A 16,229-nucleotide genomic window follows, 5' to 3' on the forward strand; every position below is an offset into this window, starting at 1 on the left:
GAGAATACAGAATGTATAAAATAGAACTAAAAAATCTATCCAAGACCTTTGAAAATAAAGAAGTTTTAAAAAATATAGATCTTATAGTAAATGAAGGAGAGATGGTTTCTTTATTGGGACCATCGGGATGTGGAAAAACTACAACCTTGAAGATTATTGCTGGACTTTTTTCACCGGATTGTGGAGATATTTTTTTTGGTGGGAAATCAATTGTTAATATTCCTGTGGAAAAAAGAGGAGCGGTAATCGTCTTTCAAGACTATCTTTTATTTCCACATATGACTGTTGAGGAAAATATAGCATTTGGTCTTAAAATGGCAAAGGTTAAAAAAAGTAAGCGGATAGCCAAGGTAAAGGAAATGACTCAGCTTGTTCAATTAGAAGGACATGAAAAAAAATATCCAAGTGAACTTTCTGGTGGTCAAAGACAGAGAGTTGCCATAGCCAGGGCCTTAGCAATTGAGCCTAAGGTGCTTTTATTAGATGAACCATTTTCAAATCTTGATACTAGGCTCAGAGAATCTATGAGAAGTTTTGTTTGTGATCTACAGAAGAAGATGGGGATAACTACAATACTGGTGACTCATGACAAGGAAGAGGCTTTGATGGCTTCTGACAAGATAGCTGTAATGCTCGATGGTGAGATAAAACAGTTTGGAAGTCCCCAAGATATTTATGAAACTCCGAATTCTAAAGTAGTTGCCGATTTCTTTGGTGAAAAAAACTATTTAAAAGGCGAAATAAAAAATGGTTTTTTCAAGTGTAAGCTTGGGGAATTTAAGACTAATTTTAGTAAATATACAAGGGTCATAGCTATGATAAAACCCGAAGAAATGGAAGTATATGATCGTGAAAAGAACCAGGGCTTTTGGGTTAAGATTGTTTCTAAAAGATACGCTGGAGACAAGGTATACTATACACTGTCGGTAGGTGATACACAGCTTAGATGTGTGGTAAGTTCAAAGCAGGTGTTTGAAATAGACCAGAAGGTATGGTTAGAAATAGATTTTGATAGAATTGTGTTTTTTGAGGATGTAGAGTATTAACAAATAACTGAGGTGCTTAATATGATATCTATAATAGTTCCAGTTCTAAACGAAGAAAAAGGAATTGAAAATTTATTAATGGACCTTAGCTCCCTTAAGGGGGAAAAGGAAATAATCGTTGTTGACGGTGGAAGTACCGATGGAACTGTGGATAAAGCCTCTAGGTTTGCCAAGGTTATCCACAGTGAAAAGGGTAGATCAAGGCAAATGAACTTTGGGGCCAAAGAAGCCTTAGGAGATATATTGTGGTTTGTACATTCAGACTCGAAAATCCATAAAGATTCCTTAGTGAGCATTAACAATGCTATAGGGAAAGGTTATGTTGGAGGAGGATTTTCCTTAGAGTTTTATGATTATAGAACCTCATTTATGAATTTTGTAGCTAACACATCTAATTTAAGGGCAAGATTTTTAGGCTTGATCTTTGGAGATCAAGGGATTTTTATAAAGAAGGATGTCTTCCATGGATTAGGCGGATATCTTGATATAGAGCTTATGGAGGATTGGGAATTATCAAAAAAACTTCACCGGACAGGAAAGGTTAAAATTGTGAAAACTCCTATAGGTACTTCTGCAAGGAGATTTCAAAGTGGAGGACAGCTTAAAACACTATTACTTATGCATAAAATAAAACTCTTATATATGTTAGGGGTATCTTCTTCTAAGCTAAAGGAAATATATAGGGAGGCTAGATGATGAAGAGGGCTTTAATTCTAATGACCAGGGTGCCTGTACCTGGAAGAACAAAAACCAGGCTTATGAAGATATTATCTGGAGAAGAATGTGCAAGTCTTCATAAATGTTTTTTACTGGACTTATTTAATTTATTCGAATATATAAAGAATGATATTGACATATATCTAACTTATACTCCTGAAAATCCCTTTGGACTAATAAAAGATATTATACCAGATTATATTAAATGTTTTCCTCAGAATGGTAAGGATCTTGGAGAAAAAATGTTAAACGGGTTTGACTACCTTCTCCAAAAAGAGTATAGCCAAGTAGCTCTTATGGGAGCTGACATACCAGATATTCAACCAGATGATATTAGAGATGCGTTTGAGATCTTAGATGACTCGGATATTGTTTTAGCTCCAACTACTGATGGAGGATACTACCTTGTTGGTATGAATAAGGTCTGTCCAGAGATATTTGAAGATAAGGTGAAATGGGGAAATAAGTCGGTTCTTGAGGGGACTATAGATATTGCAAATGGTTTAAACTTAAAGGTAGGACTGGCAAATAAGCATACTGATATTGATACTAAAGAGGATTTATTTTCTTTCATGAAGAAGATTGAAGATTGCGAAGATAACTTTAATGTTGTACCATATAATACAATAAACTACTTAAATAATCTATGGAGTGATAAGGATTATGCTAAAGAATACTCTAAAGGATAAAATTAAAAATTATATTATAGAGAAAGAAGTATATGTACATTTAAAAATGGATAGAAGTTTTGAAGTAGATTTTTTAGCTCAAGGAGAGTATAATATAAACTTTACTATTGATGATGAAAAGATAAAGTATGTTTTCAGAGTTAATACCGGAAGTCAATTAGAACTAGATAATCAAATTAGATATGAGTATAATGCCATTAAAAGTCTTGAAATAAGCGGCGTTACTCCAAGGGTCTATTTTGTCGATGACACTAAAGAATACTTTGATTATGGCATTCTAATAATGGAATTTTTAGATGGGAGACCTTTAGAGTACCAGAGTGATATGGAGAAAGCCGGTAAAATATTTGGTAAGATCCACTCTATTGACGTAGGTGCTATTGATAATGATTTTATTATTGAAGAAAAGATATGCAGTGATAGAATTTTAGAAGGGCAGAGACTTTTAAAGGATTACTTAAAATCACCTATAGTAGATAAGAAGTTAAAGGACTTCTTCTATAGATTCCTAGAATGGACAGAGGAAAATAAAAACAGAGAGAGGTATTTCGTTGAAAATAAATGGCATGTTATTAACAATACTGAAGTTAATTCTCACAACTTTATTATTGGGAATAAGAATAGCTATTTAATAGATTGGGAAAAGCCTGTTATTAGTGACCCCTGTCAAGATATAACTCAATTCTTGGCTCCAACTACAACACTTTGGAAGGCTAATTATATACTTTCAAAGAAAGAGCAGGATGATTTTTTTAAATCATATGTTGATAATCTTGAGGGGGGAGATAAAAATATTAGAGAGAGGGTGCATCTCTACAATCCATACCTCTATCTAAGGGCTCTATCCTGGTGCGCATATGCATGGCTTGAATATCAAAATCCAAACAAGGATATAAGAAACATGGATACATTTAAGAAAATAGAAGAATATCTAGATATAGATTTTATGAAGAACTTACTTAAGGGGTATATGTAAATTAGCTGTTTAAAGGAGGAAGATTATGTAATCTTCCTCCTTTTTTGCTTTCGTGGATTCTCTTAAATAATTTTACTTTGTTTGACAGTTTGAAGTTTCTAATGATGTACTTAGTTTTTTTAGTCTTTTAAAATCTCAAATTGTATAATTATCCTTTTAGATCTCTTTTCTTTGACTCATAATAAGCCTCAAGACAGCGGAATATAACTAGCAATAATTCACATACAATTTTCCAGAAAGCAAGACCGATAACAAGAGTGATAATATATGAAGCAATTGAAATAAACAAACGAGCATAGTGATTACTATATCTAATAAGTCTTAGGGAAATAGCTATGGAGTATACATTATAAATATTATAGGCCCAAAGGGCTAACGGAATAAGACCTATATAGAAAAGCTTTGTAATAATATTATCTACAGATATTTCACCTAATGAAAAGAATCTTTTAATAAAAATCCTATCCTTATTAAAAACAGAAAACCACTTTATAAGGAAAATCCAAACTATAGTCAGAATTAGAAACAATAAAATACCTTGCCTGATACCTAATGAGACATTAGGTATAAACTTTTTTAGACGGGAATGATTTTCTATAGTGTATTTCATTATGGCATTGTTATTGGCTTCATAAATCCCCGTATGAACGGCTGAATATATAATAGGAATTAGCCCAATATAAAATATTTTTGGCAACTTGAAGAAATTCAATAATTTTTTAGTCATGATGGTCCTCCTAGGCAAGTCTTTACTTACACTTACTGTACAAGAAAAATTATACCATATATTGTTAGTTTAATTTATAATGTAATAAACTATTAAGATTTTAACTCTAGGCAAAGGCCTAATCTATCTTGCTTAAAATCATTCATTTCAAGATAATGAGGGGCTAACCCATGAATAGCTTCATGAGTTAGCCCCTTCTTAACTAATGTCTATAATAATTTAGTATAGCTTACAACTTCGAACCAAATCTAACAGAATCCACGCTTAGAAGATTTTACAAAGCTAATAAAATCTGTTTCAAATGGACTTAGACTATGGTCTTTTCTATAGCCAATATAAAATTCACTAAAAATTTCTAGCCCTTCTACTTCAATATGCTTCAAGACTCCATCCTTAAGCTCTCTCTTAATTGTTAATTCAGGAATGAAAGATATCCCCTTACCTGCAATTACAGAAGTCTTTATAGCTTCCATGGAGTTAAGCTCATAGATAATATTGAGGTCCTCAGCCTTTATATCATGATCCTTTAAGGCCTTTAAAATAGTCTCTCTTGTACCCGAACCACTTTCCCTAAATATTAGTGGCAAACGTATCAACTCCTTTATAGAAATCTTATCCTTAACTAAAGGCAAAGAGGTGACTAATAATAATCTATCGGAGGTTACTTTTTGTATTGTTAGGTCTTTATTACTGTCATAACCATGGAATATTCCTACATTTATAGTTCTGCTGACAAGATCAGTAACAACTTCATTTGTATTACTAATTTCTAAATTTATATCTACATCTTTATTATTTTGCTTATACATGTATATACTGCAAGGCAGAGCATATTCACCTACAGCTTTACATGAGCCAATTAGAAGATGCTTTTTATCAGATTTTAAATTTGATAAGTCCCTTTCAATATTTTCTTGCAATGATAAAATAGTGGTTGCGTAATCAAAAACGACCTTCCCACCCTCAGTAAGTTCAACACCCTTGTTACTTCTGTTTAGTAGATTAACTTGAAGTTCTTTTTCCAATGATTGTATCTGCATGCTAAGTCCAGGCTGTGTCAAATGTAGAATTTTTGCGGCTTTAGAAATGCTATTAGCCTTTACAGTAACATAAAAAGCTTTTAAATATTGTATATTCATATAACCCACCTGTCTTATTTATATTTTTTTTATTATATTATACCATACAAAAAAGCAAACATCGTTACTTTTATATCAAAAATGAGGTATAATTAAAATGAAACGTCGAATTTTGTCGAATGATAAGGTGATAAGTGATTATTATGCATCATAAACAATACTTATTAAAAGTTTATCCATAAATATATTATAATTAAATAAAGAATTGTAGAGTTTTTAACAAAGATTGTTTTTTCAAAAACAAGCTTTCACGAAAAAGAAGGAGGCAAAAATATGGGAAAAATCACTTATCCAAAGGAAGTTATGGATAAAATGCAGAGCATTGTGGATGACTGTATGGGAGATGCACCACCGTATTGTGAAGCTACATGTCCAATGCATACGGATGTAAAGGGATATGTAAATTTAATTGCTGAAGGTAAGCATAAGGACGCCATTAAAGTAATCAGAGAAAAGCTTTTCTTGCCAGCAACTTTAGGGAGAATCTGTGCACATCCCTGTGAAGAGGAATGTAAGAGAGAAGAAGCTTTTAGGCAGCCAATGGCAATTGCAACTTTAAAAAGATTTGCTGCTGATAATTATGATAATAAAGATGATTGGAATTTAAATATAGAAGCAGAGAAGGCTCAAAAAGTGGCAATAATAGGTGCGGGACCTGCTGGAGCTCAAGCTGCTTTAGATCTAAGAAGAAAAGGATACGATGTAACTGTATATGAAAGGCTTCCTGTTGTAGGAGGAATGATGAGGGTAGGTATACCTGAGTATAGATTACCAAGAAACATTATAGATCATGAATATAGCCTTCTTGAAGATATGGGAGTTAAGTTCAAGATGGGTGTAGATGTTGGTGTAGATATATCCTTTGAGGAACTAAAGAAAAACTATGATGCAGTAATAATTGCTGTAGGAGCCCATAAAGGAGTAGTAATACCTGTGCCAGGACACGACACAAATGGAGTACTAAATGCAGTTGAGTTCTTAAGAGAGGTTAGCTTAACTAGAAAATATGATATAGGAAAGAAAATTGCAGTTATTGGTGGTGGTAATGTAGCCATTGACGTTGCAAGAAGTGCAAGAAGGGTAGGTGCAGAAGAGGTACACCTTATATGTTTAGAAGATAAGCCTAATATGCCGGCCCATGATTGGGAAGTTGAAGAAGCAGAAGAAGAAGGCGTTATACTACATGATGGATTTGGTCCTGAAAATATTATAGGCAAGGATGGAAAAGTAGCGGGCTTTGAAATAAAGAAATGTCTATCGATATTTGATAAAGATGGTAACTTTAACCCTTCATTTGATGAAAACAATAAAAAAATACTTGAAGTTGATAATGTTGTCTTTGCCGTTGGGCAAGCAGTTGATAATTCCTTTGATTCAGCGGGAGAATTAGAAACCATGAGAGGTGGAAAATTCAAAGTAGATGATGTAACACTTCAAACGAAAATAGAAAACGTTTTTGTTGCTGGAGATGCAAGTGGTAGAGCTGTGATAGCTATTGAAGCTATGGCAGAAGGTAGAAAGGCTGCAATATCAGTTGACAGATATTTTAAAGGTCAAGACCTAGCAGAAGACAGAGAAAATGAAGGTAGCTACAAGACTTGGCTTAAGACGGAACTACAGGAAGATGAGGCTGACTTACCAAGGGTAAAAACTACTCAAATAAATCCACTTGTAAGAGTAAAGAGCTTTGAAGAAGTTGATTTAGGTTTTACAGAAGAAGATGCAGTTAATGAAGCAGCTAGATGTCTTAAGTGTGAATGTAAGCTTTGTATGAAAGAATGTGAAATGCTTGGAGACTACTGTGAATGTCCTAAGGATTTATTTGAAAATATCTTAAAAACCGGTGAAGTTGATCCGATGATACCATATTCATGTAATATGTGTAGTCAATGTACAATAGTATGTCCAGAGGAATTCCCAATAAAGGATAGATTTATGGATATAAGAAAAGTTATGGTTAAGGCTAATGATGGTAAGTCTCCTATCAAAGGTCATGGAGCTATAGAAGTTCATCAAGCTTTAGGTTTCTCAAAATTATTTAATACGGCTAAATCAGCTAAAAAATAGGAGGGGAGATTTGAATATGACAACTAAAACAAAAAGAGTGTTTATTCCTGGATGTAGTTTGCCATCCTATAATCCCGAAGCAGTAAAGAAAACATTGGAGCATTTACAAAACAAATTACCTGGAACAGGAGCTATATTAAAGTGCTGTGGTAAACCAACTAAGGCACTAGGTCAGGTAGATAAATTTAAGGAAAGATATAAAGAGTTTCAGGATGAGGTAGACAGAGTAGGTGCAGAAGAAATAATAGTAGCCTGTCAATCATGTTTCCTAACTATGTCAGAATACAGTCCTAATCAAAAGGTTATATCGCTATGGGAGCTTTTACCACAAATAGGATTACCAGAGGAAGTAGTAGGAATAGGAAAAAATAGCGACATAGTTTTTGCTATACATGATTCATGTCCAACTAGAAAGCAAACAAGTATTCATGATGGAATAAGATGGATTATTAAGGAATTGGGATATAAGATTGAAGAACCACCACACACTAGGGAAAACACAAGATGTTGTGGATTTGGAGGAATGGTTGTTCCTGCTAATCCAGACTTAGCCTTGAGGGTTATGAAAAGAAGAACAGCAGAAATAGAATCTGACTATGTAGTTGCATACTGTGCAGCGTGTAGAGAGTCAATGGTAAAAGGTGGAAAAAAGACTGTTCATATACTTGACTTAATATTTGACGGACCATGGGATTCAAAATCTCAGTACCCAGAAGTACCAGGAAGTCCTATTACGAGCTGGGCAAATAGATACAAGTCGAAGAGAAATATTAACAAGGTGTTAAAGTAAAAAAGATTTATGGGGAAAGATACAGCTTTCCCTTTAAATATAAGGAACAATGACTAAAAATTAACAACAAAGAAAAAGGGAGGACAAAACATGAAAAAGTTTTTATCGATTATTTTAGCATTAACATTGGTGATTGGATTAGCTGCATGCAGCGCTCCAGTGGAAAAGACAGAAAAGGAACTAGAAAAGCAAGAAACTAAATACGACAAATATGCAAATTCAGAGGTTATAATAAGTGCTATTCAAGCTAAGGAAGTAATTGAATCAGAGGAAAAGGTAGTAGTTATAGATATCAGAAAATCTGCAGAATACTTATTAGGTCATATTCCTAAGGCTGTAAATCTATGGAGACCAGACTATAGTGCTGATGACAGTGAATATGAGTATGGTGGTATGAGAGCTACAAAAGAAAAATTTGTTAAGCTATTAGGCGAAATAGGTATCGACAATGACACTATGGTATTACTTTACGATGCAAAGGGTGACTATGACGGAGCTAGATTTATGTGGCAGTTAGAGATGCTTGGTCATAAGAAAATGGCATTAATTGATGGTGGAATAAATGGATGGAAGGCTTCAGGTCTTGATACAACTACTGAAAAACCAGAAATCGCTAAGACAGAATATAAATTTGATGGCGAATTAGATTTGAGCAAATTAGCAACAATAGAAGATGTTAAAGCTGCAATAGATGATCCAAATGTAATTATACTTGATACTCGTTCTATAAAGGAATCAACAGGCGAAGATTTAAAATCAGGTGCGTTTAGAAAAGGAAGAATCCCTTCATCTGTATTTATCGAATACAAAAATGCAATCAACGTAGGTGATGGAGAAGATACTACATTTAAGACTTTAGAAGAATTAAAGGAATTATATGAAGCAAAGGGTGTAACACCTGACAAAACAATAATTGCTTATTGTCAATCTGGAGTACGTTCAGCTCATACAACATTTGTTTTAAATCACTTATTAGGATATGAAAATGTTAAGAACTATGATGGATCATGGATTGAGTGGAGCTTTAATAAAGACTTACCATTAGAAACTGGAGAAATAAAATAAGTATATGATTAATAGGATGGAGTGGGGGTTCCCCCTCTCCTCCCCTATTAAATTTTGGAGGTGTTTTTTTTGTCAACTGCAAAGGAACAGGGGAAAAAGGGTAATTTAGTTAAATTGATAATAGCAGTATTAGTGATTGGATTAGGATTCTTTGTAGCATGGAAGACAGGGGTAGTAAGCAAGATTCAAGATGTTGAAGCAATGCAATCATTCTTTAAATCTTTCGGTATCTGGGGATATCTCGTTTTCATACTAGTATTTATTGCAGCATGTGTATTTATGCTACCTGGTTCAATGCTTACAATTATAGCGGGAATCGCATTTGGTCCTATACGTGGTGGAATTGTATCGTTATTAGGTGCAACACTAGGTGCAACTGCGGCATTTTTAGTGGCTAAATATGTAGCACGAAGCATGATTGAAGATAAAATAGGTAAAAATCAAATGTTTAAAAAGATAGATGATGGAGTTGAGAAGAACGGTACAAGTTTCTTAATACTAACTCGTTTAGTTCCTGTATTTCCATTCTCATTCCAAAACTATGCATATGGATTAACAAAGATCAAATTAAGCACATACTTTATAGTATCGTTAATTTGTATGGCACCAGGAGCATTTATCTTTGCATATATGTCCGGTGAGATAGTAACAAATGGATTCTCAGCAGGATTACTAATTAAGTTTGCTGCAGCAGGTATAATCTTGTTCTTAGTTTCTTTAATTCCTAAGTATATAGCGAAGAAAAAGGGCATTAATATGGATGAATTGAAATAGGCATGGCAAAGGGAATGATTATAATCATTCCCTTTAACTATACTTATGAGATCATTTCTAGAAAATACCTATGAAAAGTCAAATCTTCAGTTAGCTCAGGATGAAATGAAGTCGCTAACATATTACCTTCTCTTGCAGCAACAATATTTCCATCTATTTCACATAAAACCTCAACATCACTTCCTACATTATTAATATATGGAGCCCTAATAAAAACTAAAGGAAGTTCAGTATCACAGATCTTTGGAATCAACTTATCAACCATAAAGCTATCGACCTGTCTACCGTAGGCATTTCTTTCTACATCCATATCCATTACTTTAAGATGAGCATCATCTTGACCGTTAATTTTACTAGCTAAAAGAATCATGCCAGCACATGTTCCCCAGGCAGGAAGACCATTTTTTATTTTAGCAGAAAGGGTATCTAGCATGTCAAAATCAACAAGCATTTTACCCATTGCGGTGCTTTCACCACCGGGTAAGATAATCCCATCTATTCCTTCAAGATCTTTATTACCCTTTACAAGCCTACCTTGAATGCCGATCTTCTCAAGGGACTTCATATGCTCTCTAAAAGCTCCTTGTAATGCTAAAACACCTATCAGCATATTACCACCCACGATCAGCCATTCTATTTTTTTCGTTTACATCACTTACTGAAATACCAACCATTGCTTCGCCAAGATCCTCTGATACCTCGGCTAGCATTTTAGGATCATCGTAGTGAGTTACTGCTTTAACAATGGCTTCAGCTCTCTTAACAGGATCTCCTGATTTGAATATACCAGAACCAACAAATACACCATCACATCCTAATTGCATCATCATTGCTGCATCTGCTGGTGTAGCAACTCCACCGGCAGCAAAGTTAACAACAGGTAATTTTCCATGTTTATTTACATATTTAACTAACTCATATGGAGCACCCATATCTTTAGCAGCAGTCATTAACTGCTCATCTGTTAAAGATTGAATGTATCTAATTTCTTCGTTCATCTTTCTCATATGTGTTACTGCTTCAACAACATCACCAGTACCAGGTTCTCCCTTAGTTCTGATCATTGAAGCGCCTTCTCTAATTCTTCTTAAAGCTTCACCTAAGTTCTTAGCGCCACAAACAAATGGTACATCAAACTTGCTTTTATCAATGTGATAAACTTTATCAGCTGGCGTTAATACTTCACTTTCATCTATGTAATCAATTTCCAAGGCTTCAAGGATTTGTGCCTCCACGAAATGACCAATTCTTACCTTTGCCATTACGGGAATTGAAACAACAGCTTGAATTTCCTTAATCATTTTTGGATCAGAAGCCCTTGAGACACCGCCTTGAACTCGGATATCTGCAGGAATTTTTTCCAATGCCATAACTGCACAAGCACCAGCTGCTTCAGCAATCTTAGCTTGCTCTGGATTCATAACATCCATGATAACGCCACCTTTTAACATTTCAGCTAAGTTTTTGTTCAATTCGTATCTTTTATTCATTTCAAAGTCCCCCTTTAAATTATAAAATTGTATCTAAATTGTATGCATAATACATATTGTATTTGAGTACAATGATATTACAATTTCATTTTTGCATAGAATTGTTATTGTGTCAAGAGTATTTTAGTTTAGTATAATTAATTGTTTACATCGTGATACAAATCCTATAAAATAGAATAAATTCTATAAACAATGGAACTATTATGGGGGGATATATATGATAAGAAAATTAATGTCTACAGACAATGCGCAGTTAATGGAGTACTTAAAGGAAGAAAAATCTATTAATCTGTTCATAATTGGTGATGTTGAAAATTTTGGCTATGATAGCGATTTTCAAGAAATATGGGCTGAATTTGATGAAAATGAGCAAATTATTGGAGTTCTATTACGATATCGAAATTTTTACATACCATATTCCAAGGGCGAATTCGATATTGAGGGATTTGTCGATACAATTAATAAAAACAAGAAACTTGAAGCTATGTCAGGTAAAAAGTCAGTTATAGAAAAATTTGATAAGTATATGGAATTTGAAAAAAAGAAAGAGCAGTATTTTGCAGAACTTATAGATAATAGTTTACTAGATATGAATATTGATCTAATAGGGGTAAAAAAAGCAAACATAGAAGATGTAGATTCTATTAATGACCTAAAGGAATTGATTGAAGAATTTGATATTACACCATCTAGTAAAGAGTCATTCAGACAAACTATCGAAACTGGAACTGGTAGAACATACTTTATGAAGGTGGATGGAAAAGTAGTAGCATCGGCATCTACAACGGCAGAAAATTCAGAGTCGGCCATGATTGTTGGAGTTTGCACCCATCCTGAATATAGAAGAAAAGGCTACGCGACTAAATGTATGACGGCACTATGTAATGAAGTTTTGAAAGAAGGTCGAACGCTGTGCTTATTTTATGATAACCCTAATGCAGGCATAATTTACAAAAGCATTGGATTTAAGGATATTGGAAAGTGGAAAATGTATGTTGGTAGAAGATAAAAACTTAACTGGCCTACCCCCGTAAGATTAATATCTAATCTTGGAGGTAGGCTTAATTATTGATTATATAAATATGTATTATATACTTTAATACTAAATAATGTAGCTACAGTTAGCATGATGACCCCTGGTTATTGTTTTTATTTATAAATCTCGAAACCATCAATTCTAAACCATTCGCTCCCTGTATTTTCTACATTCTCTATTCTTAATGTATGCCAGCCTGACGGTAAATTCTTAAATTCGAATTTTTGTTGAGGGGTGTAGCTATTTGCGTGTGTATTAAATAATCCTCCCGATAAACCACTTGCAGGAGTCCCATCAATGAAGGCCCTTTGATAACCATTCGAGCTGTCTTTAGGAGCTATATAAGCAACGCCTCTTCCATAAAAACGGAACTCAAAAGCTGCATCTTTCTTTTGTATTTCTGTTACATCATTACCTAAATCACCACGGCCTCTATTGCTACTCAGTCTCCAGCCATCGCCAATGAGGGTTAAATTGTCAAGTGAATTAAAGGAGCCTTCATTATCATTTACAGTAATTGTAGTCTCGGGTGAACCATAAACCTTAAATGCATCAAGAACCATCCACTCACCAGTAAGTCTTTCAATCTTAATGGTATGCTCTCCTTGAGGAAGATCCCTTATTTCTAAAAACGTATGGTTTGGCCATAGTTCTCCCGTCGATGTATTGATGTGTACATCTCTATAGAATTCACCATCTAAATATACACGGGATATACTACAAGGTCTTTGGGAAAACCACTCATTATCGTTGTAGAAATCCTTTTGACCTACATAATCGATTCCTGTACCGTTAAATGTAAACTCAATGGTTGGATTATTTCTTTTAGAATAGAAGTCACTTAACAAAGCAAAACTCTCATCTAAATCAGTAACCGTACTGAGCCAACCCACGATAGGGAAATTTTCTTCAGACATTGGATAAGAGTCCGATTCTCTAATTCTGGTGACATCACCGTTAAAATCCAAGTCACTCATTTTATGATAGGAGATATTACCGTTGTTATAACCAGTGCTATATATAATATCAGGATGATCATTATTAAAAATCACAGGGAAACCTTCGTCTACATAATCGGCTGTCAATAATTTTGCATCGGCCCAGTCTGCATGATCTTTTGAGTGTCCATTGCCTGCATCGGTAACCTTAAGAACAAGTCTGTTAACACCGGATACATCTACACTGATAGGTATTGCTTTTGTATTATGATAGATGGTTGGACTTTGATAAAGGAGCCTACCGTCGCCCTTTACTTGGAACTTGACAGAGCCACCACTAACCTCATCATCAATACCTATATATGTTTTGAAAGTTTTATACTTTCCATCAATGTTATACACCAACTCTGAATTAGCATGTACACCTAAGCCTTTACTGAATCTTTGCTTTTCAATCACTATCGGGTCAAAATCACTATGACTATCCCCAGCCACACTTGAGTCAGCTTTGAAGTAACCCCAACCGCTAGTAGCGCTTTCGCATCTTATGTCAGATAGATAAACCTTATTTGGTTCAGGATACTTGTTCCTATCGATGGTATAGTTAAAGTTAACAACGGTAGGACTGTGATCCGACATACGCGTTCGCACACCTGAATCATTTATATAGGAGAATTTTTCAAAAGCAATTTTATAGTCAATCGCTTCTAGGGTAACTCCCCCGCCACTCTTATAGAAAATTTTATCAACAGACTCATAATCATCTTTTATAACTTCCTCTAGGATGGTATCTCTTGCTGACATAGCCTCCTGTGTTGCCTTCCAATCTTCTAATGGTGTAGGGTACACCCCACCTCTTATAAGTTCAATCATCGGATCCTTTAATCCCGCAAGTTTTAAAGATTTTTCTAGCTCATCGCTACCTCTAAAATAATAGGCATTTGTATCTCCCGTTACAATAACGGCACGATTACTTGAATGTAGCTTAACATGCTCTGCCAATTCTCTTAAATTCTTTGCTCTAGTTACATTAGAACCATCATCTTGGCCAGCATCGCCATGTAAATTATACACGTGGATGAGTACACCAGGTTCTACTTCTACTTCTGAGAATGAAAAACCCTTTTGAGTCAATTTATCAGCACCTTGGTGAGATCTCCAGAACCAGGTTTTAGAACGTGTAGTATGAACACGATAATTAGAGAAAATGTTCAGGCCATTACCATTCCCATCTTCACCCAAGTGAATATTTCGATAGGGTAAAGTTACGTCTTCGGTTAGCTGACCATCGTAGGCAAAGTTCTCTTGTACCCCTACGATATCATAGTCATTTAAAAGTGGGCTGATCAAATCAAATCGAGATTCCGATGGTTTTGGGATTTTTAGTCCAGCTACGTTATAGGAAAGAACACTGAAATTGCCTGTTGAGGTTTCTGAGCTGCCTTGGGCAAAAACAACTGACCCAGTACTACTAAAGAGGCCTACTAAAAGCGTTATAGACATCATAAAAGCCAACATCTTTTTAAACATATACTTCATCTCCTTTAAACTATTTATCTGTTGTTTAAATTGTTTTGTGATAGTTGGTGATGAAAAGTAGTTTCCCATGTATTAATGCTAAAATATCCTAGTATGTTGTAATCAGAATTCGTTAAGTTATCTGATGATGTATGTGAGTATTTTTTTCCAGTGTATAAACCAGAGGTATATACACTTGGAGAAATTATTATCACCACTATCAGCACTTTTGAATACATTTCTCCTGTGTTTATGCACTTCCCACCTCTCTTCATGAATTTTTATAGTTATAGATGACCAACACTATGATTTACAATAATTTTCTAAAATAAAAATACATGACTCTAGCTTTAAAGTTGGTTATCTATACATGGTTTATATAACTCTTATAAATTGAACTGTTGGGAATATATTTGCTGAGAAAGTAGAATGGACTTTTCTTTTTTCATCTTTTACGAGCTAGTTTACAGCTATAAGTATATGAGGTTTTACACTATAAAGTGTGAATAATGTTTTTTTAAACCTTTAGTATGAAAGGCATTAGAAGGCCTTAGGTTAAAGGTTAATTAATAAACGATATAATTGATGAGTTTATTATAGCATTCAGCAGAATCTTATAAATAGAATGAATTTTTATATTGACATCATAATTTATTATTTTTAAAAGAAACGATAGAATATGATGGCAATATAAAAAAATGATAGGGAATCGTAGAAGAAAGATAGTTTTAACTGTGTAAAGGTGATTATATAGGAACCATTAGATAGAAATGTAAAAAACTTAGAGTCTATCATAAGTGATTTTTATTAAATAATAGCTAAATTCAAGGTTTTGAGAAGATAATGAAGTGGAATTTATTACAATATTCATACAATTAATTTTTTTGTAAAATTATATTGCAAACTTGTAAAAAAAATGATAGAATATAATCACGATATAACCAAAACATAACAAAAACATAACCAAAACGTAAACCGAAAATTAATAAGAATTAACAATTCTATGAATAAAGTCCTAAATATTGCATATATATATAGTTTTGCTTTGCGTGATATGAAAACGTTTTATTTAAATAATGTTAAATTGTAAATTTATAAAGAGTTTGGAGAAAAACAATCATAGTTATGCGTTTAAAAAAAGTCGACTTTTAATTTTTTATGAGAGGCTTTTATTCCCTGTGTATCCTTCTTAAGATTCAGAAAAACTATTCATATAGACTTATCATTTGTTACTTATACTTTATTAACATATATTTT

14 protein-coding genes are annotated in these 16,229 nt (G+C 33.8%); 9 read left to right on the top strand and 5 right to left on the bottom strand.

Annotated elements, in window-relative coordinates:
* Positions 1-11: 11 nt before the first annotated feature.
* The 4 genes from R9X47_RS21055 to R9X47_RS21070 are packed head-to-tail and all read left to right on the top strand — an operon-like array spanning position 12 to position 3,428.
* Positions 12-1,046: an ABC transporter ATP-binding protein gene (locus tag R9X47_RS21055; RefSeq protein ID WP_432663053.1), complete on the top strand. Its 1,035-nt coding sequence runs from the start codon at positions 12-14 to the stop codon at positions 1,044-1,046.
* A gap of 21 nt (positions 1,047-1,067) precedes the next feature.
* A complete protein-coding gene (locus R9X47_RS21060) occupies positions 1,068-1,742 on the top strand; it encodes a TIGR04283 family arsenosugar biosynthesis glycosyltransferase (protein ID WP_432663054.1) in 675 nt (224 codons plus the stop codon).
* Positions 1,739-2,452, top strand: a complete 714-nt coding sequence (locus R9X47_RS21065) for a TIGR04282 family arsenosugar biosynthesis glycosyltransferase (RefSeq protein WP_432663055.1) — start codon at positions 1,739-1,741, stop codon at positions 2,450-2,452. Before R9X47_RS21060 ends, R9X47_RS21065 begins: the two co-directional genes overlap by 4 nt.
* Positions 2,427-3,428 (top strand): phosphotransferase, encoded by a 1,002-nt coding sequence (locus tag R9X47_RS21070; RefSeq protein WP_432663056.1) that lies wholly within the window; start codon positions 2,427-2,429, stop codon positions 3,426-3,428. Before R9X47_RS21065 ends, R9X47_RS21070 begins: the two co-directional genes overlap by 26 nt.
* A gap of 148 nt (positions 3,429-3,576) precedes the next feature.
* Here R9X47_RS21070 and R9X47_RS21075 read toward each other — a convergent pair whose 3' ends face one another.
* Positions 3,577-4,155, bottom strand: coding sequence for a hypothetical protein (locus R9X47_RS21075; protein ID WP_432663057.1), 579 nt, complete (start codon positions 4,153-4,155; stop codon positions 3,577-3,579).
* Positions 4,156-4,403: 248 nt separating this feature from the next.
* The gene (locus R9X47_RS21080) at positions 4,404-5,294 is read right to left on the bottom strand and encodes a LysR substrate-binding domain-containing protein (protein ID WP_432663058.1); all 891 of its coding nucleotides are present in this window, start codon (positions 5,292-5,294) and stop codon (positions 4,404-4,406) included.
* A 273-nt stretch (positions 5,295-5,567) separates the two neighbouring features.
* Here R9X47_RS21080 and R9X47_RS21085 point away from each other — a divergent pair, with 273 nt between their 5' ends.
* The 4 genes from R9X47_RS21085 (at position 5,568) to R9X47_RS21100 (ending at position 9,990) form a co-directional block, all read left to right on the top strand.
* Positions 5,568-7,361: an FAD-dependent oxidoreductase gene (locus R9X47_RS21085; protein WP_432663059.1), complete on the top strand. Its 1,794-nt coding sequence runs from the start codon at positions 5,568-5,570 to the stop codon at positions 7,359-7,361.
* Positions 7,362-7,377: 16 nt separating this feature from the next.
* Positions 7,378-8,151: a heterodisulfide reductase-related iron-sulfur binding cluster gene (locus R9X47_RS21090; protein ID WP_432663060.1), complete on the top strand. Its 774-nt coding sequence runs from the start codon at positions 7,378-7,380 to the stop codon at positions 8,149-8,151.
* A gap of 90 nt (positions 8,152-8,241) precedes the next feature.
* Entirely contained in the window at positions 8,242-9,216 is a 975-nt protein-coding gene (locus R9X47_RS21095; protein WP_432663061.1) for a sulfurtransferase, read from the top strand.
* Positions 9,217-9,285: 69 nt separating this feature from the next.
* A complete protein-coding gene (locus tag R9X47_RS21100) occupies positions 9,286-9,990 on the top strand; it encodes a TVP38/TMEM64 family protein (RefSeq protein WP_432663062.1) in 705 nt (234 codons plus the stop codon).
* A gap of 43 nt (positions 9,991-10,033) precedes the next feature.
* Here the strand turns inward: R9X47_RS21100 and pdxT are convergent, their stop codons facing one another.
* Both pdxT and pdxS read right to left on the bottom strand, forming a co-directional pair.
* The gene (pdxT, locus tag R9X47_RS21105) at positions 10,034-10,600 is read right to left on the bottom strand and encodes a pyridoxal 5'-phosphate synthase glutaminase subunit PdxT (protein ID WP_432663063.1); all 567 of its coding nucleotides are present in this window, start codon (positions 10,598-10,600) and stop codon (positions 10,034-10,036) included.
* A 1-nt stretch (position 10,601) separates the two neighbouring features.
* Positions 10,602-11,480, bottom strand: a complete 879-nt coding sequence (gene pdxS / locus R9X47_RS21110; protein WP_432663064.1) for a pyridoxal 5'-phosphate synthase lyase subunit PdxS — start codon at positions 11,478-11,480, stop codon at positions 10,602-10,604.
* Between the two features lie 217 nt (positions 11,481-11,697).
* Here pdxS and R9X47_RS21115 point away from each other — a divergent pair, with 217 nt between their 5' ends.
* Entirely contained in the window at positions 11,698-12,489 is a 792-nt protein-coding gene (locus tag R9X47_RS21115; protein ID WP_432663065.1) for a GNAT family N-acetyltransferase, read from the top strand.
* Positions 12,490-12,629: 140 nt separating this feature from the next.
* On the opposite strand, the gene R9X47_RS21120 is transcribed toward R9X47_RS21115, so the two are convergent.
* Positions 12,630-14,984, bottom strand: a complete 2,355-nt coding sequence (locus R9X47_RS21120; RefSeq protein ID WP_432663066.1) for an NPCBM/NEW2 domain-containing protein — start codon at positions 14,982-14,984, stop codon at positions 12,630-12,632.
* Between the last annotated feature and the right edge of the window lie 1,245 nt (positions 14,985-16,229).

The organism is Wukongibacter baidiensis, assembly GCF_050888315.1.
Taxonomy (GTDB): Bacteria; Bacillota; Clostridia; order Peptostreptococcales; family Caminicellaceae; genus Wukongibacter; species Wukongibacter baidiensis.